17 protein-coding genes are annotated in these 18,077 nt (G+C 72.6%); 9 read left to right on the top strand and 8 right to left on the bottom strand.

Translation table 11 applies throughout. The features are described from left to right. Window positions 1–15 precede the first annotated feature (15 nt). Together ASG95_RS05030 and ASG95_RS05025 are read right to left on the bottom strand one after the other, a co-directional pair. A complete protein-coding gene (locus ASG95_RS05030; protein ID WP_200961875.1) occupies window positions 16–1,386 on the bottom strand; it encodes a HAMP domain-containing sensor histidine kinase in 1,371 nt (456 codons plus the stop codon). Next, window positions 1,383–2,090, bottom strand: coding sequence for a response regulator transcription factor (locus tag ASG95_RS05025; protein ID WP_056923014.1), 708 nt, complete (start codon window positions 2,088–2,090; stop codon window positions 1,383–1,385). Before ASG95_RS05025 ends, ASG95_RS05030 begins: the two co-directional genes overlap by 4 nt. A 144-nt stretch (window positions 2,091–2,234) precedes the next feature. Between ASG95_RS05025 and ASG95_RS05020 the strand changes: the two genes are divergently transcribed. The 3 genes from ASG95_RS05020 to ASG95_RS05010 all read left to right on the top strand — a co-directional run bounded on the left by ASG95_RS05020 (window position 2,235) and on the right by ASG95_RS05010 (window position 5,712). Beyond that, complete coding sequence (locus tag ASG95_RS05020; protein ID WP_157581737.1) at window positions 2,235–3,425, top strand: hypothetical protein; 1,191 nt, start codon at window positions 2,235–2,237, stop codon at window positions 3,423–3,425. 65 nt (window positions 3,426–3,490) lie between these two features. Further along, on the top strand, window positions 3,491–4,492 hold the full coding sequence (locus ASG95_RS05015) for a quinone oxidoreductase (RefSeq protein WP_057376761.1): 1,002 nt from the start codon (window positions 3,491–3,493) through the stop codon (window positions 4,490–4,492). 62 nt (window positions 4,493–4,554) lie between these two features. Beyond that, window positions 4,555–5,712, top strand: coding sequence for a DNA polymerase IV (locus ASG95_RS05010; protein WP_255358312.1), 1,158 nt, complete (start codon window positions 4,555–4,557; stop codon window positions 5,710–5,712). A 14-nt stretch (window positions 5,713–5,726) separates the two neighbouring features. Here ASG95_RS05010 and ASG95_RS05005 read toward each other — a convergent pair whose 3' ends face one another. Both ASG95_RS05005 and ASG95_RS05000 read right to left on the bottom strand, forming a co-directional pair. Further along, window positions 5,727–6,407: a response regulator transcription factor gene (locus tag ASG95_RS05005; protein ID WP_056923017.1), complete on the bottom strand. Its 681-nt coding sequence runs from the start codon at window positions 6,405–6,407 to the stop codon at window positions 5,727–5,729. Beyond that, the gene (locus tag ASG95_RS05000; protein ID WP_082593058.1) at window positions 6,394–7,803 is read right to left on the bottom strand and encodes an ATP-binding protein; all 1,410 of its coding nucleotides are present in this window, start codon (window positions 7,801–7,803) and stop codon (window positions 6,394–6,396) included. Before ASG95_RS05000 ends, ASG95_RS05005 begins: the two co-directional genes overlap by 14 nt. A gap of 125 nt (window positions 7,804–7,928) precedes the next feature. On the opposite strand from ASG95_RS05000, the gene ASG95_RS04995 reads away from it, so the two are divergent. Both ASG95_RS04995 and ASG95_RS04990 read left to right on the top strand, forming a co-directional pair. After that, the gene (locus ASG95_RS04995) at window positions 7,929–9,398 is read left to right on the top strand and encodes a PspC domain-containing protein (RefSeq protein ID WP_162259366.1); all 1,470 of its coding nucleotides are present in this window, start codon (window positions 7,929–7,931) and stop codon (window positions 9,396–9,398) included. Window positions 9,399–9,403: 5 nt separating this feature from the next. Beyond that, entirely contained in the window at window positions 9,404–9,895 is a 492-nt protein-coding gene (locus tag ASG95_RS04990; protein WP_057376759.1) for a hypothetical protein, read from the top strand. A 120-nt stretch (window positions 9,896–10,015) separates the two neighbouring features. Here ASG95_RS04990 and ASG95_RS04985 read toward each other — a convergent pair whose 3' ends face one another. Together ASG95_RS04985 and ASG95_RS04980 are read right to left on the bottom strand one after the other, a co-directional pair. Continuing rightward, the gene (locus tag ASG95_RS04985; RefSeq protein WP_057376758.1) at window positions 10,016–10,657 is read right to left on the bottom strand and encodes an NUDIX hydrolase; all 642 of its coding nucleotides are present in this window, start codon (window positions 10,655–10,657) and stop codon (window positions 10,016–10,018) included. A gap of 83 nt (window positions 10,658–10,740) precedes the next feature. After that, the gene (locus tag ASG95_RS04980; RefSeq protein ID WP_235543397.1) at window positions 10,741–11,862 is read right to left on the bottom strand and encodes a glycosyltransferase family 4 protein; all 1,122 of its coding nucleotides are present in this window, start codon (window positions 11,860–11,862) and stop codon (window positions 10,741–10,743) included. A gap of 41 nt (window positions 11,863–11,903) precedes the next feature. On the opposite strand from ASG95_RS04980, the gene ASG95_RS04975 reads away from it, so the two are divergent. The 4 genes from ASG95_RS04975 (at window position 11,904) to ASG95_RS04960 (ending at window position 15,850) form a co-directional block, all read left to right on the top strand. Then, complete coding sequence (locus ASG95_RS04975; protein WP_057378731.1) at window positions 11,904–12,725, top strand: PIG-L deacetylase family protein; 822 nt, start codon at window positions 11,904–11,906, stop codon at window positions 12,723–12,725. Continuing rightward, window positions 12,722–13,819, top strand: coding sequence for a lysylphosphatidylglycerol synthase transmembrane domain-containing protein (locus ASG95_RS04970; protein WP_082592337.1), 1,098 nt, complete (start codon window positions 12,722–12,724; stop codon window positions 13,817–13,819). Before ASG95_RS04975 ends, ASG95_RS04970 begins: the two co-directional genes overlap by 4 nt. After that, entirely contained in the window at window positions 13,812–14,249 is a 438-nt protein-coding gene (locus ASG95_RS04965; RefSeq protein WP_057376756.1) for a hypothetical protein, read from the top strand. The genes ASG95_RS04970 and ASG95_RS04965 overlap by 8 nt, the downstream gene beginning before the upstream one ends. Before the next feature lie 188 nt (window positions 14,250–14,437). Next, window positions 14,438–15,850, top strand: coding sequence for a DUF222 domain-containing protein (locus ASG95_RS04960; RefSeq protein WP_200961874.1), 1,413 nt, complete (start codon window positions 14,438–14,440; stop codon window positions 15,848–15,850). 56 nt (window positions 15,851–15,906) lie between these two features. Here ASG95_RS04960 and ASG95_RS04955 read toward each other — a convergent pair whose 3' ends face one another. Both ASG95_RS04955 and ASG95_RS04950 read right to left on the bottom strand, forming a co-directional pair. Further along, window positions 15,907–16,716, bottom strand: a complete 810-nt coding sequence (locus ASG95_RS04955) for a type 1 glutamine amidotransferase (RefSeq protein ID WP_057376755.1) — start codon at window positions 16,714–16,716, stop codon at window positions 15,907–15,909. Further along, window positions 16,713–18,044 (bottom strand): Mur ligase family protein, encoded by a 1,332-nt coding sequence (locus tag ASG95_RS04950; protein ID WP_057376754.1) that lies wholly within the window; start codon window positions 18,042–18,044, stop codon window positions 16,713–16,715. Before ASG95_RS04950 ends, ASG95_RS04955 begins: the two co-directional genes overlap by 4 nt. Window positions 18,045–18,077: the final 33 nt, after the last annotated feature.

Genomic DNA, 18,077 nt, shown 5'->3' with positions numbered 1-18,077 from the left:
TTCGTCGACCCGGACTCAACCGAGCGGCAGCTCCACCCGGAAGCAGGTGCCGCCCTCCGCGGGCGCCTGGTGCGCGGCGACCGTGCCGCCCAGCCCGTCGACGAGGGCCTTGACGAGGGCGAGCCCGAGGCCGGTGCCGACCCGGCGCACCCCGCGGTAGCGCTGGTAGAGCTCGGACCGCTCGAAAGCCACAGCCATGTCGTCGGCCGTCAGCCCCGGGCCGCCGTCGCGCACCTCGAGCACGGCACGGTCGCCCTCGATCCGCAGGGCCAGCACCAGCGGTGCCCCGACCTCGGTGACCCGGAGGGCGTTCTCGGCCAACCCGTCGATGACCTGGCGCACCCGCACCGGGTCGGTGCGGACGAGCACCGCAGCATCGGGGCGCTCGACGGCGAACCGGACGCCGTCCCGGCGACAGCGCTCGTCCCACACCTCGGCGGCCTGGTCGACGACGTCGCGCAGGTCGAGCGGCACCGCGTCGAACCTGAAGTCGTCGGCCCCCAGCCGGGCGAGGTCGAGCAGGTCGGCCACGAGGCGCTCGAGCCGGGCCGACTCGGCCACGATCGTGCGACCTGCGGCGGGCACGGCGGCACCGGTGATGACGCCGTCCTGCAGGCCCTCAGCGAACCCCCGGACCGCCCCGAGCGGCGTGCGCAGCTTGTGCGAGACCGACATCAGGAACTCACGCTGTCGTCGTTCGCTGTGCTCGAGGGCCTCCGCGAGCGCGTTGAGCGACTCCCCCGTCTCAGCGACCTCGGTCGGGCCCGCGGGCACCACGCGCACCGATCGCTCACCGGATGCCATCCGGTGAGCCGCGGCGGCCGTGCTGCGCAGCGGTGCGGCCAGACGTCGGGCGAAGAGGACGGACGCGAGGACCGCGAGGACCAGCCCGATGACCAACGCCAGCAGCACGCGGTTGAGCATCCGCAGGCTCTGGCCCGTGGCGAGGCTGGTTCGTTCGGCGAACACCACCGTCGCGCCGGTGGAGAGCGGCCGCACCTCCACGAGCACCTGCCTGCCGTCGATGCGCAGCGTGTGCGAGCCGCTGACCGTCCGCTCTGCCTGCGGCAGCTGGGTGTATGCCGTGCGAGCCAGCGCGTCTCCGGCGAGTCGCCCGCCCGGGCCCTCCCACGCGACCGGGGTGTCCTGCTGGCGCACCACCCTCAAGGCTGGTGCGATGTCGACGGGGCGGCTTGCCTCCAGCACCGCACTCACGAGATCTGCCTTGCTGCGCAACGCTTTTCGCGCCTCGTCCTGCGCTGCGCCACGAACCAGGCCGACCGACACCAAGCCGGCGACGACGACCGCGATGGTGACGACCACCGCCATCAGGGCAGCAGTACGCCGCTCCAGCGAGCCCCGGCCGACCGGGCCTGCGACACTCACGGTCGCTCGACGCTGTAGCCGACGCCGCGCACGGTGCGGATCGGGCTGTCGTCACCGAGCTTGGCGCGCAGCTGGGCGATGTGGACGTCGACCGTGCGGGTCGGGTCGTCAGCCGGGTAGTCCCACACGGCCATCAACAGCTCACCCCGCGTGTAGACCCGGCCGGGCCTGGCCATGAGATGGGCGAGCAGGTCGAACTCCGTCGTCGTCAAAGGCACTGGGCGGTCGTGGAGCCGGCCACGTCGGGTGTCCGTGTCCAGGACCAGCGCTCCGACCGCCAGCGTTCGCGGCCGCTCCGCCGCCGACTGGATGGCGCGCTGCTGTCGGCGCAGCAGGGCGCGCACGCGGGAGGCGAGCTCTCGCGGCGAGTAGGGCTTGGTGACGTAGTCGTCCGCGCCGAGCTCGAGGCCGATGATCCGGTCGACCTCGTCGTCGCGGGCGGTCACGAAGATGACCGGGGTCCAGTCGTCACCGGCGCGCATGCGGCGGCACACCTCGATCCCGTCGACGCTGCCGGGCAGACCGATGTCGAGCAGCACCAGGTCGTGGGTGCGGCGGTCGAGTGCGGCCAGCGCCGCGTCGGAGTCGCCCACGACGTCCACGTGGTGGCCGTCGCGCTCGAGGTAGAGGCGGGCCAGCTCGGCCAGCGCGGGCTCGTCCTCCACGAGCAGCACGCGCGAGGTCGCGCCCGGCGGTGTGGTCATGGCGCAACCGTCGCGGACCTGGGGGTGCGACGGCAAGCGGCCCCGCGGCATACCGGGCAATCGGTGCTCGGTCGTGGCCGAACCCGAACATTCCCCGAACACTGTCGTCACGCCGCTCGCACATCGGCGGGCCATGGTCGGCGCATGGACACACGAACTCTCCTCATCCGCTGCGCGGCAGTGCTCACCGTGGGCGCCGCGCTCATCCACGTCGGGGTCAGCGCCGACCACTTCCGGGAGTGGTGGGCCGCGGGCCTGTTCTTCCTCGTCTCAGCGGCTGCCCAGCTCGGGTGGGCGCTGTGGTGCTGGTCGCGACCGTCGTCGCGGCGCGTCCTCCTGGCGGGGGCCGGGGGTTCGGTGGCGCTGGCGCTGGTCTGGACGGTGTCGCGCACCAGCGGCCTGCCGTTCGGTCCGGGCGCCGGCGTCGCCGAGCCGGTGGGTGTCGCCGACACCGTCTGCGTCACGCTGGAGGTGCTCAGCGCAGGACTGGCCGTCGTCGCTGCCACCGCCTGGGCACCGATCCGGCTCAAGGGTCCGTCGACCCCGCGCAGGGCCGCCGCGCTCACCGGCGCCGTCGCCGCCCTCACCCTGGTCGCGAGCGGTGCCGCGATCGCCGCTCCGGGCCACGACCACGGCGCTGCGGAGGTCGCCGGCGCGTCGGCAGGGCACAGCCACGCCGACGGCACGGACGGCGAGGGCGACGACACCGACGGCGACGACACGGGGGCCACCGCGCACGACCACTCCGACGTGCCGAACCTGCCAGACGCCGCGTCGGCCACGCCGGCCCAGACCGCGGCGGCCAAGGACCTGCTGGCGAAGACCATCGCGGCGACCACTGCCTACCGAGACCCTGCCGCCGCGACGAAGGCGGGGTTCGACGTGCAGGCCGCGTGGGACCGCAAGCAGAAGAAGCTCGCCGCCCTCGGCACGGAGGCGAGGCGCAAGTCACCACGGACTGGCGCCGTCCACGTGCCCAACGAGGCCAACCGGACCGACGGCAAGGTCCTCGACCCGAGCGCCCCGGAGACCCTCGTCTACCGCCGCAACACCGACGGGAAGTTCACCCTCATCGGCATCATGTTCACGGCGGAGAAGAAGGCCCCGCCGACGAGCTACCAGCCCTACGTCCGCTGGCACACCCACGAGGCCTGTGTCGGCGGGGGGCTGAAGAAGCTCAAGCCGGTCAACGGGGTGTGCGCCGATGGCACCACGCTGCGGACCTCCGGAGCGATGACCCACCTGTGGTTCGTGGACTCCGGGCAGCTGGCCCAGGCCTACGCGGTCAAGCCGCCGGTCAAGGCCATGGTCGCCTACCAGAAGTCACTCCCCTAGGCGCTGCCCGTGGTCCTCGTCCTGCCTCTCGGCCTCGGCCGGGAGGCAGGACGTAGGGTCGGAGCATGGCTTCCGACACCACTGCCGACGCTTCCGCCCGCGCCCTCGTCGTCCCCCGCACCGGCGACTCCTCGGTCCTCGAGGTCCGCGACGTCGAGGTCGCACCCCCCGGGTCGGGTGAGGTCCAGGTCGAGGTCGCTGCCGTCGGCGTCAACTTCATCGACGTCTACCAGCGCCAGGGTGTCTACCCCCTCTCGACGCCGTTCGTGTCCTGCTCCGAGGGGGCCGGCACGGTGACGGCCGTCGGGTCCCGGGTCAGCGACCTGGCCGTCGGCGACCGGGTCGCGTGGGGCTCCGGCCTCGGCGCGGGCGCCTCCGTGGTGAACCGGGCTGCCGACAGCCTCGTCCCCGTGCCCGAGGGCGTCGCGCTCGACGTCGCCGCCGCAGCGATGCTCCAGGGCATGACGGCGCACTACCTCGTCAACTCCACGTATGCCGTGGGGCCCGGCACCACGGCGCTCGTCCACGCCGCGGCGGGCGGCGTCGGCCAGCTGCTCGTCCAGATGGTCAAGGCCAAGGGAGGCCGGGTCATCGCCACCGCGGGTTCGGCCGACAAGCTGGAGATCGCCCGCGGACTCGGCGCCGACGCGGTGATCAACTACCGCGAGGCCGACGACCTCGCCGGCCAGGTGCGGTCGGCCAATGGTGGCAACGGAGTTGACGTCGCCTACGACGGCGTCGGCAAGGCGACCTTCGACGCCTCGCTGGCTTCGCTGCGGCCGCGCGGGATGCTGGTGCTGTTCGGCGGGGCCAGCGGACAGGTACCGCCCTTCGACATCCAGCGGCTCAACGCCGCCGGGTCGCTCTTCCTCACCCGCCCCACCCTCGGCAGCTACACCGCCACCCGCGAGGAGCTGCTCGAGCGCGGCACCTCGGTGCTCGCCGACATCGCGGCCGGACGGCTCGTCGTCGAGGTGGGCGGCCGCTACCCGCTCACTGACGCGGCCGCGGCATACGACGACCTCGAAGCCCGCCGCACCACCGGCAAGCTGCTGCTCATCCCCTGAGCCTGCCCTCGCCGAGGCACTGATCCGCGCCCACTGACACCGGCACGCGGCAGGATGGGCCCGTGACGTCGGAGCCGACCGGGGACCAGGCGCCTGTGGCCAGGCCGTGGGTGCTGCACGTCGACATGGACCAGTTCATCGCTGCTGTCGAGATCCTGCGCCACCCGGAGCTGGCCGGGGTGCCCCTGGTCGTCGGGGGCCGCGGCGACCCGACCGAGCGCGCCGTGGTGTCGACCGCGTCCTACGAGGCACGCGAGTTCGGGGTGCGGTCGGGTATGCCGCTCAAGGTGGCCGTGCGGCGGTGTCCGGAGGCGGTCTTCCTGCCGGTCGACGGGCCTGCCTACGAGGAGGCGTCCGCCCGGGTCATGGAGACCCTGCGCAGCATGCCCGGCGCGGTCGTCGAGGTGCTCGGCTGGGACGAGGCGTTCGTCGGCGTGACCACGGACGACCCGGTCGGCTACGCCCAGGCGATCCGGGCGGCAGTGCTGGAGGCGACCGACCTGCACTGCTCCGTCGGCGTCGGTGACACCAAGGTGCGTGCCAAGATCGCGACCGACTTCGGCAAGCCCCGCGGGGTCTACGTCCTCACCCGCGACAACTGGTTCGAGGTGATAGGCGACCGGCCGACGATCGCGCTCTGGGGCGTCGGGTCGAAGATCTCGCAGCGGCTGGCCTCCCACGGCTACCAGACGGTGCGCGACCTTGCCTCGGCTGACGAGGCGACCCTTGTGGCGGAGTTCGGACCGTCGATGGGCCCGCACTACGGCCGGCTCGGCCGCGGCGTGAGCTCCGCGACCGTCGACGACACCCCGTGGGTCGCGCGGGCGCATGGGCGCGAGACCACCTACCAGACCAACCTCGTCGCCCCTGCCGAGATCGCTGAGGCGATCCGGCTGCTCGCGACCCAGGTGGTCGAGGACATCCGGCGGGAGGAGCGACCGTGCCAGCGGGTCTTCCTCAAGGTGCGGTTCGCGCCGTTCTTCACCACGAACCGGGTCCGCAAGCTGGGTGCGCCGACGTTCGACGCCGAGGTCATCGCGCAGACCGCCCTCAACCTGCTGGCCGCTCTCGAGGACGACCGGCCGATCCGCCTCCTGGGGGTGCGGGCCGAGATGGTGCCACCCGAGGGTGGCTACGTCGACCCCCGCACGACCGGTCGCGGCGGTCCGAGCGCCCGGGCCGCCGGCACCGGTGGCGGCACCGAAGACATCGCCCCCTAGCCGACCAAGGACGGTCAGAGAAGGCGGCGGCCCATCGCCCAGGCGGTCAGCTCGTGGCGCGACGACAGCTGGAGCTTGCGCAGCACCGACGACACGTGGGTCTCGACGGTCTTGACCGAGATGAACAGCTCCTTGGCGACTTCCTTGTACTGGTAGCCGCGCGCGATCAGCCGCATCACCTCGCGTTCCCGGGCCGACAGCCGGTCGAGCTCCTCGTCGACCTGGGCGACCTCGCCGGCAGCGGCGCCGAACGCGTCGAGGACGAAGCCGGCCAGCCGGGGGGAGAACACCGCGTCGCCGTCGGCCACCCGCTGGATGGCGCGGGTCAGGTCGGTGGCACTGATGGTCTTGGTGACGTAGCCGCGGGCCCCGGCCCGGATGACGGCGATGACGTCCTCCGCCGCGTCCGAGACCGAGAGCGCCAGGAACCGCACCGGTTGGCCGTCGACGGTCTCCAGGCCCTTGCAGCCGTGGATGACATCGATCCCACCGTTCCCGTTGCCGCCGGGCAGGTGGACGTCGAGCAGCACGACCGGCGGCTTGGCCTGCCGGATCACCGCGATGGCCGCGTCGACGTCGGGCGCCTCGCCGACGATCGACACCGCCTGCCCGAGCTCGGCCCTGACCCCCGACCGGAACATGCGGTGGTCGTCGACGAGGACGACCTCGACGGGCTTCTTCTCAGGCGTGTTCACGGGTTTCCTCCGCTGCGGGTTGGACGTTCGTGGGCGGTGTGGTGGGCGGCTGGGCGTTCGTGGTGTGGTCGTTCTCGGGCACGGGCTGGGGCGGACGCAGGTCGGGCGGCAGGCTGAGGCTGACCTCGGTGCCGTGCTCGAGCCGGCGGACCTTGGCGGCGCCACCGTGGCGCTGCATCCGGCCCAGGATCGACTGACGCACACCGAGCCGGTCCTCCGGGATCTCGCCGACCTCGAACCCCGGGCCGTGGTCCCGCACGAAGGCCTCGACCCCGGACGGGCCGACCTCGAGGTAGAGCGACACCGGCGGTGCACCGTGGCGGACCGCGTTGAGCAGCGACTCCCGCACGGCCCGGACGAGCGCCTGGCCACCGTCGTCGAGCGGCCGGTCGCCGGTCGAGACGACTTCGATGGGCGTGCCGTGCAGGTCCTCCACCTCGTGCGCAGCCTCGACCACAGCGGTGGCGAGCGTCGCATCGGAGTCGGAGGGACCGGCATACAACCACGAGCGCAGCTCGCGCTCCTGGGCGCGGGCGAGCTGGGTCACGGCGCCCGGGTCACCGGCCTTGCGCTGGATGAGGGCCAGCGTCTGGAGCACCGAGTCGTGCAGGTGCGCGGCGATGTCGGCGCGCTCGGTCGCCCGGGCGAGCTCGGCCTGCTCGTGGCGCAGGTCGGACCAGAACCGCAGCGCCCAGGGAGCGGCGATCAGCGCGACGCCCGCGAGGACGGCGAGGACGGCGGCGCCGATGTCCCAGATCGCGGCGAGCGACCGGCCTCGAGTCGCCATGATGACGAGGCCGGTGAGCGCCAGCACGCCACCGAACGCGAGACGCGCAACACTGAATCGCCTTGTGCCTGTTTCGGATCCGAGCCAGCGACCGCGTTGGGAGTCGTCGAGCTGGGACCACGCGAGGACCGCTCCGGCGGCCACGACGAGGAGGGGCACGAGGATGCCGAGGCGCGCGTTCAGGCCGGCGTTCTGGGCCACCACGACGAGTCCGATGCCGAGCATCAGCCCACCGACCAGCAGCACCCTCGTGGCATCACGCTCGCCCGCACCGGTGACCGGCTCAGGGACACCCCCGGCCTTGGCGAGGGCGTCGGCGTCGGCCGGGTCGACCGCACGACGACCACGACCGACCACCCCGCCGCGCGACTGCGGCGTGAGCGCCCAGAGAAAGACGTAGGCGACCAGACCAGCACCCGTGGGGATCGAGATCAGCACGAACGCCAACCGGATCCAGCGCACCGGCCAGCCCAGGTGGTGGGCCAGCCCGATCGCGACCCCCGCGATCACCTTGCCCTCAGCGGGGCGGGTGAGCTGCGGACGCGCGGCGCGGCGTTCTGCGGCCCTCGCCTCCGCTGGGGGGACGGGCCGCTCGTAGGGAGTCGGCATGACCTCATCCTGACGCACGAACGCGTGGATACCGAACCTATTCAGGGTGGTCTCGGCACCCTTCAGGGTCGGTTCAGGGTCGACCCTCATGGCAGCGACCTCCCGGCACGGACACCATGGATGACATGACGCAGAACCCTGGGCCGACCGCAGGCCCGACCAACCAGACCAGCTCCGACGGCCACGTCACCGGGCTCGACCGCTTCTTCGGCTGGATCCGCTCCGTGGACCTGCGCCGCGACGGCGACGACAAGTGGCTCGCCGGTGTGTGCTCCGGCATCGCCACCCGCCTGGGCGTCGACCCGATCGTGATCCGCGCGGTCCTGGTCCTCCTGGTCGTGCTCGGCGGCGTCGGCATCACCGTCTACCTCATCGCGTGGGCGTTCCTGCCCAACAACCGCGAGGAGATCATCGCCGAGAAGGCGCTGCGCGACGGTGACGTGCTCGGCATCATCCTGCTGGTCGTGATCGGGCTGTCGCTCATCGGCGCCAACGGCCTGACCGGCGACTCGTCCGGGCTCGGCTGGATCTGGTGGGTGGTCGTCCCGATCGGGCTCGTCGTGTGGCTGGTCACCCGGAACCGCGACGGCCGCAAGGCCCGCGCCGGCCAGCCCGCCTACGGTCCCCCGCCCGCCTCGTACTCAGCCCCGTATGCCGCACCGGCCCCCTACGCCGCCGCACCTGCTGCGTATGCCGCCCCCGGCGCCACTCCACCCGGCGTCACCTCGCCCGCTGACCAGACGCAGACGAGTCCCGTGCCCGAGTCCACCGCTTCCCCGACGCAGGAGTATGCCGCCGTGTCCACCACCACGTACGCCCCCGCCCCCGGAGCCACGGCTCCCGTGGCCACGCCCCCCGGCGGGGTCTACGGACCGCCGCCCACCCCGGTCGCACCGCGGCCCAGGCCGCCCAAGGTCCCCCGGCGTCGCAGCGGAGGCTTCGTCGCCACCCTGCTCGTCGGCGGCCTGGCCCTGGCGGCCTACGGCGCGACGCTCTCGATCCACGACGCGGCCAACTGGCCGGGCAGTGACGAGACGGTGGCCCTCGCAGCAGCCCTCGGCGTGCTCGGCCTCGGCACCCTCGTCCTCGGCCTGCTCGGTCGGCGCGCCGGGTTCACCGGCTTCCTGGCGATCGTGCTGGCCCTGGTCACCTGGACCGCGTCCGTGGTCCCCGACGTGACCTTCGGCGGGGGGATCGGCGAGCGCACCTGGCGTCCGTCGGCCACCGACACGTCCGAGCGCTACCGGCTGAGCATCGGGTCGGCAGAGCTCGACCTCGCAAACGCCCCGGACAACCCCGGCACCGCCCGCGAGATCGAGGCCCGGGTCGGCATCGGTGAGCTCCGGATCTACATCCCGGAGAACCTCACGGTCGAGGTGCGCAGCTCCGTCGGTGCCGGCGACATCTCGCGGATCGACACGGCCGACCTCGGCCCCATCGCCCCGCGCGGGACCAACGGGGACGGCGACCCGATCCAGCTCGACGGGCGCGACGGGCGCAACATCAGCACCGTCGAGACCTTCGGCACCGGCACGCCCGACGTCGTCGTCGACGCCCACGTGGGTCTCGGCCAGATCCTGATCGGCAAGGAGTGAGTCCCATGACCAAGTCCGACGCGACCCAGCCCGGCGACCCGCAGGACGAGACGACGTTCGCCACCACGGCAGACGACACCACGGCAGACGACACCACCGCAGACGACACCACCGACGAGACGACCGCCGACGACACCACGCAGTTGGAGCAGACCGTGCACAGCGACACCACGGAGCAGTTCGACCGGACCGAGCAGCTCGACACCACCGAGGGCAACCAGGTCCAGCGAGCCGACACCCCGGCCACGGCTGCCCGTGCGGACGAGCACGGCATCGCTCCCCTGCCGGAGCGGCCGAGTGGACCGCACGCCCCGGCCATCGTGCTGGGACTGGTCTGCCTCGCCGTCGCGGGGATCATCCTCGCCCAGGAGCTCGGCGACCTCACCGTCGACTGGGGCGACGTCGGCCCGGTCGGCATCGTGCTCACCGGAGCGGTGCTGGTGCTCTTCGGCCTGGTCGGCCTGGTCACCTCACGCCGCAACAGCAAGACCAGCTGACCCCGCGGCATACCCCACCTTTATCGGGTCCAGCAGGAACGTTGACCCTCACACCGGAAGCGAAGTCGTGTGAGGGTCAATGTTGTCCCTTGACCCGATAAAGCTGTGAAGGGGCGGTCGTCAGGAAGCGAGCCAGCGTCGCATGTGGGGCGCGAACGACCGGCTCAGGTGGTAGCGCTCCAGCTCGTCGCGAGGCACCCAGCGCACGTCGGCGGTGGAGCCGCCCACGTCGTGCACGACCGGGTCGGACGGCTGCGGGCACCACGCGGCATACACGATGCGGACGGCGTGGAAGTCCTCGAGCCGACCGCTGGGGGCCCGGCCGATCCAGTGCGAGGTGTGCGCCTCGAGCAGGCGCACGGACTCGACCGACTGACCGCTCTCCTCCCAGACCTCGCGGTGCAGCCCAGCCACCGGTTGCTCGCCGGGGTCCAGGCCACCACCCGGAAGCGTCCACCGACCGGGGGCGGAGGTGAGCTCGGAGAGCTCGGTGAGCAGGACGCCGCGGGCGCTGGTGACGACGCCGTATGCCGCGGTGCGCTGGTAGGGGCTCGCCTCCTCCCCGGGTGCGAGCACCAGACCGGGGTCGGTGGGCACGGGTGCTTGCGTCGGCGCGACGGCCGAGGCAGGCGTCACCGTGAAGTGCAGGACGAGTGAGCCGTCGTCGTCACGGCGTGCGTCGTCGAGGTGGGGACGCGACCAGCCGAGGCGCGCGAGCTCGCGCACGGGGTCGGCGCCGTGGGCGAGGACGAACTCGGCCACCCGCCGCCCGGGGGCTGCGTTCGCACGAACGACGATCGGATCGCTCTGGGGGCCAAGGGAACTCGGTGGGCCAAGGGATTCGGTCACGACGCGCCCGCCCGGCGGTACTCGTCCTCTGCCAAGGCCGCCACCGAGGGCCAGTCCTGGTCGGGCCCGACCTCCCGGTTGTGCGTGGCGATCCGCAGGCGCAGCGCGGGATCGGTGACCAGCCGGGCCAACCCCTCCGCGAGCGCCACGTCGTCCGCGCCGAGGAGGCCGTTCACGCCGTCGACGACGAAGTCCCCCACGCCGGTGTCGAGTCGGGCGACGACCGGCAGTCCAGCCGTCCGAGCCTCCAGGGCTGCGATCCCGAAGGCCTCGAGCCGGGCGGGGGTGAGGTAGATGTCGCTGTGCCAGTAGCGCTCTCGCAGCGCGGCACGGCCGACCCGACCGGGCATCGACACCCAGTCCGTCATGTCGTGCCGCTCGGCGAACCGCTCGAGCCGGCTCCGCTCCGGCCCCTCCCCGAACAACGTCAGCCGCATCGGCCGGTCACCCCCCGCGACGTCGCGCGCGCGGGCAGCCACCTCCAGCACGGCCAAGGGGCGCTTGCGGGCGGCGAAGCGCATGGCCGCGACCACCTCGACCGGTGCATCGTGCGACCGCCCGCTCCGGGCTGGTGGTCGCCACAGCGCGGTGTCGATGCCGTTGGGGAAGACCCGGACCTCGGTGCCGCGCCCCACGACCGACTGCACCGACGTCGCCGCCACCCCGGACACGGCCGACAGGGCAGCACCGCGCGCACCCCACCGCCGGGCGTGGCCGAGCGCCCGGAAGACGGGCTGCGAGCGCTCCATGAGGCAGTGCCACGTGATCGCGGTGGGCATCCCCAACCCGAGGGCGACCCGAGCCAGGTCGGTGGCGAAGGGGCTCACCACCCCCATGTGCACGTGCGCCACGTCGAACCCTCCCGCGGTGAGCCGCCGCCGCACCTCGGGTGGTGCGAAGGGGTTCACGGGCAGCTGCCACGGGAGCTGGATCGCCATTCGGTGGACCGGCACGCCGTCGACCTCCTCGACGAAACCGTGCCGCTCCCCGTGCTCACCCAGCGTGGCGGTGAACACCTCGACCTCGTGACCGCGCGCCTGCAGCTGGGCTGCGAGGTCATGCGTCTGGACCTCGATCCCGCCCAGCCTGGGCAGGTAACAGTCCGTCAGCAGGGCCACCTTCACAGGCAAGAGCCTGCCATGCGACAGGATGGCCGGTGATGACCCACACGCTCGTGGCCTTCCACGCCCACCCCGACGACGAGGCCCTGTTGACCTCGGGCACGTTGGCGCGCGCGGCAGCAGAGGGCCATCGCGTGGTCGTGGTCGTGGCCACCGACGGCGACCTCGGGCTCGCCGCCGATGCCTACGCGGCCGACGGCGGGCTCGGTGCGCGCCGGCTCGAGGAGCTGCGTCGGTCGGCCTCGGCCCTGGGCGTCGCCCGCGTCGTCTACCTCGGCTACGCCGACAGCGGGCTGGGCCCCGAGCTCCTCCCCGACCCCCCGGACCGCGTCCGCTTCGTGCGCGCTCCCGTCGACGAGGCGGCCGGCCGGCTGGCCGAGGTCCTGCGCGAAGAGGGTGCCGACGTCCTGCTCAGCTATGACCGCAACGGTGGTTACGGACACCGCGACCACGTCCGCGTGCACGAGGTCGGTGAGCGGGCGGCATACCTCGCGGGGACGCCACGCGTGCTCGAGGCCACGGTGCCTCGCGACACCATCGCGCGTGCCGTCGGCCTGGCCGCGAAGGTCTACCGCTTCCCACCCGAGTTCGACCGCGAGGCGTTCGGCCGCGCGTTCAGCGCCCGCTCCGAGATCACCCACCGCATCGACGTGCGTCGGTATGCCGCTGCGAAGCGGGCTTCCATGCGCGCCCACGCCTCCCAGGCGAGTGCGGAGGACGGCGCCGACCGGACACTCGCGGCGTTCCTGCGGATCCCGAGGCCGCTCTACGACCTGGTGTTCGGGCGCGAGTGGTTCGTCGACCGCGCGCGTCCCGTGGGTCTGCCGGTGTCGCACGACGTCTTCGAAGGGTTGTCGTGACCGTCGAGGCCGCCGACGGCCGCGCGGACGGTCCGGGCACCCGCCCGCCCCGCTCTCGGCTCCGGACTGTCGTGCAGGGCGCATTCGGACTGGGGCTGGCGGCCTTCCTGCTGGCCTGGGGTGTGCCGCACTTCGCCAAGACCTCGTGGTCGAAGATCTGGGACGTCCTGACCCAGGTCCCCACCGGCACCGCACTGGTGCTGCTCAGCGGGGTCGTCGTGGGACTCTACTGCTACACGTTCACCCTCACCGGGTCGATGCGAGGCCTGCGGCACTGGCAGGCCCTGATCGTCAACGTCGCCGGGTCGTCGGTGGGCAACCTCCTGCCCGGTGGTGGCGCGGCCGGGCTGGCTGCCACCTACACGATCTGCCGCTCGTGGGGCTTCTCGCGCCGCGACATCTCCACGTCGGCGATCGTCACGGGCGTCTGGAACGTCCTGGCCCGGATCGCCCTGCCGGTCCTGGCCATCCTCGGGCTGCTGGCCGGCAACGACCAGGACGTCCCGAACAAGCTGGAGGACCTCGCCGTCGCAGGGGCGCTCACCGGGTCGGTCATCCTCCTCGTCTTCGTCTCCATCCTCGCCTCGGAACGCGCAGCCATCGCCATCGGTCAGGGCCTCGACAAGGTGATCGGGCGCCTGTGGAAGCGACGCAGCATGGGCGTGCGCACGCTGGTCGTCGACCTGCGCGCCCGCATCAACGACGTGGTCCGCACCGGCTGGCTCAGCATGACCTTGGGGTTGTCCGGCTTCTTCGGGGTCTACTACCTGCTCTTCCTGCTGTGTGCGCACACCACCGGGGTCGACCTGCCCTACGGCCAGCTGTTCGCGGCCTACGCGATCGGCCGGCTGCTCACGGCGGTCGGCGTGACCCCCGGCGGACTGGGCGTCACCGAGGCCGCGACGACCGTGGCGCTGGTCGGGTGGGGTGCCGGGAGTGCCGAGGCCGGCGCTACCGTCGTGCTGTTCTCCCTCTTCACGCACTTCATGGAGATCCCCCTCGGCGCACTCGGCTGGCTGGCGTGGTCGATGAGCCCCAAGAAGGCGCCGGTCGAGGAGACCGCGGCGCCCGCAGAGGAGTCCCTCGATGGCTGACCCGGAGGACGTCGAACGCGAGAAGGCCGAACGTGCCGAGCGCGCGGCCTACCACGTCGACGCGGACCGCAAGCGGCGCGAACGCGAGTCGGCGAAGGCCCAGGTCCTGGTCGACGCGTTCGTGGCGAGCGCCCGCGAGGCGGGGTTCCCCACCGAGGAGCTGACCGCGAAGCCGTGGTCCGGAAGTGGCCGCTACCGCACCGGTGTGCAGGGCTGGTACCTGCGGCGCGACCTCTCGATCGGTGTCGGGACCGACGGCGGCTACTACGTGCTCGTGACCGCTCCGCAGCGGTTCGGGCGGTGGCGCTCTGTGGCGCTCGAGCCGAGCCCGCCCCCGCTACAGGTCGGTGCCGGCGCCCGGGACGGTGAGTCGATCGCCCTCGACGCCCTGTTGAAGCTCCGGCTCGACGCCGGCCCCACCTTCACCTGAGCGGTGTGGCTGGCAGGCCTCCGGGGCGTCGACGGTGAGCACCGCCGCGTCCTCGCGTGCCACCTCGTGGCGGCTCTCGGCTGTCAGACCCTCCTGCCATGATTGGTACACCAGTTCGAAGCGGCTTTCCCCGGGTTCATCGCAGGGGGGACCGACGGGGCGTTGGGGGGCGTGCGATGACAGTGTCAGTGGCTGACCGACGAGCCGTGCCGTCCGCCTTGACCACTGACGACCTGCGCGAGGTCCTGGGGCGCCTCCCCTTCCTCGACACCGAGGTGGACGACTCCGAGCGGATCGACCAGATCGGTCTGCTGGAGTCGATCAAGGCCGCCGCTGCGGGCGCCCAGGCGCGAGCGACAGCGGCCTTCGCCGGGTCCCAGCGCGAGTCGCAGGCAGCCGCGGGCGTGCCGGCTCGCGGGCGAGGCAGGGGTGTCGCGGCGCAGATTGCCTTGGCGCGCAAGGACTCTCCCGCTCGTGGCTCCAGGCACCTCGGCCTGGCCGAAGCCTTGGTCCGCGAGCTTCCGCACACGATGGAGCACCTCGAGACGGGATCGGTCAGCGAGTGGCGGGCCACCATCGTCTGCCGTGAGACCGCCTGCCTCAGTCCGGAAGACCGCGCCACGGTCGACGCGGCACTTGCCGCCGACCTCCCGCAGCTCGGCGACCGTCAGGTCGAGGCCAGAGCCAAGGCGCTCGCCTGTCGGCTCGATGCGGCCGCGATGGCCAAGCGCGCGGCGAGGGCTCACAGCGAGCGCCGCGTGACCCTGCGCCCGGCTCCCGACACGATGACCCACCTGACGGCACTGCTGCCGGTCGCCCAAGGCGTAGCGGTGCTCGCCGCGTTGGAGCGGGCCGCCGGATCGGCGCGGGCCGAGGGTGACGAGCGCGGGCGCGGCCAGGTGATGGCCGACACCCTCGTCGAGCGGGTGACCGGTCAGACAACCGCAGCCGCGGTCCCGGTCGAGGTCCAGCTGGTCATGCCTGCAGCGCTCGGCGATGAGCCGTCCCGGCTGGGCGGGCACGTGCTGCCGGCGCAGACCGCACGCGACATCGTGTCCAGCGCAAGGCAGGCAGGCGCCCGCCTGACGATGCGCCGGGTCTTCACCAGCCCCGAGGGAGTCGACCTGGATCGCATCTCGTCACGCCGGGGGCCACTCCCGGATCACGTCGCCGAGCCCCCGCCCGACCAGCCAGACCGGCCCGGTGCGCCCGAGCCACCGGGCACCGACGTCAGCGCGTCAGGTCGACGGTTCACCGGCACGGTGCGGCGCTTCATCCTGCTGCGCGACCAGAGCTGCCGCACGCCGTGGTGCGACGCGCCCATCAGGCACGTCGACCACGCCATCGCCACCCGTGCCGACGGCGCCACGACCACGACGAACGGGCAGGGGCTCTGCGAGGCGTGCAACTACGCCAAGGAGGCTCCCGGCTGGCGGGCGAGGACGGTGCGGGCCGGACCCGGCCACACGGTGCGCATGACGACACCCACCGGTCACAGCTACGACTCGACTGCTCCGCCCCTGTTGCCTGCGCGGGTCCGCGCAGGGCCCACAGTCAGCGCACTGGAGAGTCATTACGCGGCGCTGCTGCTCACCGCCTGAGGCGGCTCAGGACGCAGTCTGCTCAGCGCCTGAGTCCACTCGGCGCCTGAGCCTGCTCAGCGCTTGACGAGGCGGCGGACCTGGCGCGAGCGCGCCTCGTCAGCGATGGCGTCGTCCTGCGGCGCGGGCTCGAACGGCTTGCCGGTGGCCTGCTCTGCCGCCAGCCCGATCAGCGCGTCGGCGAGCCGAGGGTTGGCCGGCAGGATCGGGCCGTGCAGGTAGGACCCGAAGACGTTGCCGGTGCGTGCGCCCTCCGTGCCGTCGGTGCCGTTGTTGCCGAACCCGGACCGCACCCGCCCGAATGGCGCCTGCCCGTCACCGAGGGTGGTCGAGCCGGAGTGGTTCTCGTAGCCCACGACGTCGCCGAAGTCGGTCGAGAGCACCACCGGCCCGATCATCCGCTTGGCGTTGCCCTGGGTGGTGACGTCGAGGATGCCGAGACCGGGCAGGCGCTTGCCGTCGACGGTGATGAATGCGTTGCCGAGCAGCTGGTACATCCCGCAGATCATCAGCATCGGCGTGCCGCCCTCGGCGAGGGAGCGCAGCCGGTCAGCGATCTGCTCGAGGTCGGCCTCGACGCGCACCTGACCCGAGTCCTGGCCGCCGCCACCGACGACGAGGTGGGCCTGCTCCGGGAACTCGCCACCGGGGTGGTGCTGGTGGACGACCGGGCTGTAGCCGTGGCGCCGGATCCGGGCCGCAAGCGTGCGGGTGTTGCCGAGGTCGCCGTAGATGCTCATCTCGCGCGGGTAGAGGTGCACCACGTGGATGACGCCCTTGCCGGCGCGGTCGGCGTCAGGCACGAGCGCCGACTCCGCGGGCTCGCCGGGGATCGCGACGTCGGGTATGCCGCCGGGCCGGCTCATGACGCCTCCTCACCGATGTCGGGCAGGTCGTAGCGGGCGGCCAGCGTGCGACGCAATGCCATCATCGCGGTGTAGGTGCAGAAGATCCGCTTGGGCTCGTCGGGGTGCTCGGCGAGGAAGGCGTCGAGGGCCTGGTCGAGGTCGGGCTGCACGCCGGCCACCGGCACGTCGTCGTACTGCAGCCGCAACGCCATGTCGTAGCCGCGGACGCCGCTCGTCGTCGTGACGCCGCGCTCGCGGAGGGAGTCGAAGCTGACGTCGTAGAGCCACGAGACGTCGCGCCCGTCGGCGTAGTTGTCGTTGATGGCGATCATCGTCGCGACAGGGGTCGAGCCGTAGGTGCCGAGGGCCACGGTGAACCCGGCGGGGTTTTTCACGAGCACCAGCTCGAGGGGCTGGCCGTCGACCATGACCACCTCGCCGCGACCGAACGGTGGCGTCACCGCCCGCAGGGCGGTCGCCGCCGCGGCCGGGTCGAACGCGTCACCGAGGAGCAGCCGGGCAGTGGCGGTTGCCGCCGTGGCGTTGATCATCGCGGCGAGCCCACGCTGCTGGAGCTCCAGCGGGCCGACGGTGCCGGAGCCCGTGCCACCGTCGCCGCCACCACGATCACCGAAGAGCACCTCGAAGGTGCGCTCGTCGCTCGGCTTGAGCAGGCCGTCCTCAGGTCCCGCGACCGGCGGGACGAAGTCGTCCTCGAACCGCACGTCCTGCTCCTGGAGCTCGGGCAGCCGATCGGCGATCGACGCGTCGACACCGAAGTAGCGCACCACGACCCCCTCGCCGACCTTGTCGCGGATCCGTGCGACGAAGGAGTCGTCGAGGTTGAGCACGACGCCGGTCGTCGCCTGCTCGGCCAGCGAGGCGAGCAGCTTGGCGGTGTGGTCGATCTCGGCGAACCGGTCGAGCTGGTCGCGAGCGACGTTGAGCAGCAGGGCATGCGTGGGCCGCACCGCCGCGGCGAACTTCAGGGCGTGTGCCTCGTCGAGCTCGAGCACCGCCAGGTCGGCCGTGAGACGCCCGCGCAGGGGCAGCTCGCCGAGCATCGACGAGATGACCCCGCGGGTGAAGTTGGATCCGGTGGGGTTGGTGAAGACCGTGCGACCATGCGCCCGCAGCACGGCGACCAGCATCTTCGTGGTCGTGGTCTTGCCGTTCGTGCCGGTGACGACCACGATCCCGCCCGGCACGTCGGCCAGGGCGTGCGCGAGGAACCCGGGGTCGACCCGCTCGGCGACCAGGCCGGGGAGGGCGGAGCCGCCTCCACGCAGCCGCGAGGCAGCCCTCGCCGCCTTGCCCGCGACCACCGCCGCCGTCGTCCTCAGCACGCCCCAAACCCTAGTGCGTGGTGAGACGCGCGC

The organism is Phycicoccus sp. Soil803, from assembly GCF_001429685.1.
Taxonomy (GTDB): domain Bacteria; phylum Actinomycetota; class Actinomycetes; order Actinomycetales; family Dermatophilaceae; genus Pedococcus.
This window is presented reverse-complemented; position numbering and strand designations above follow the sequence as displayed.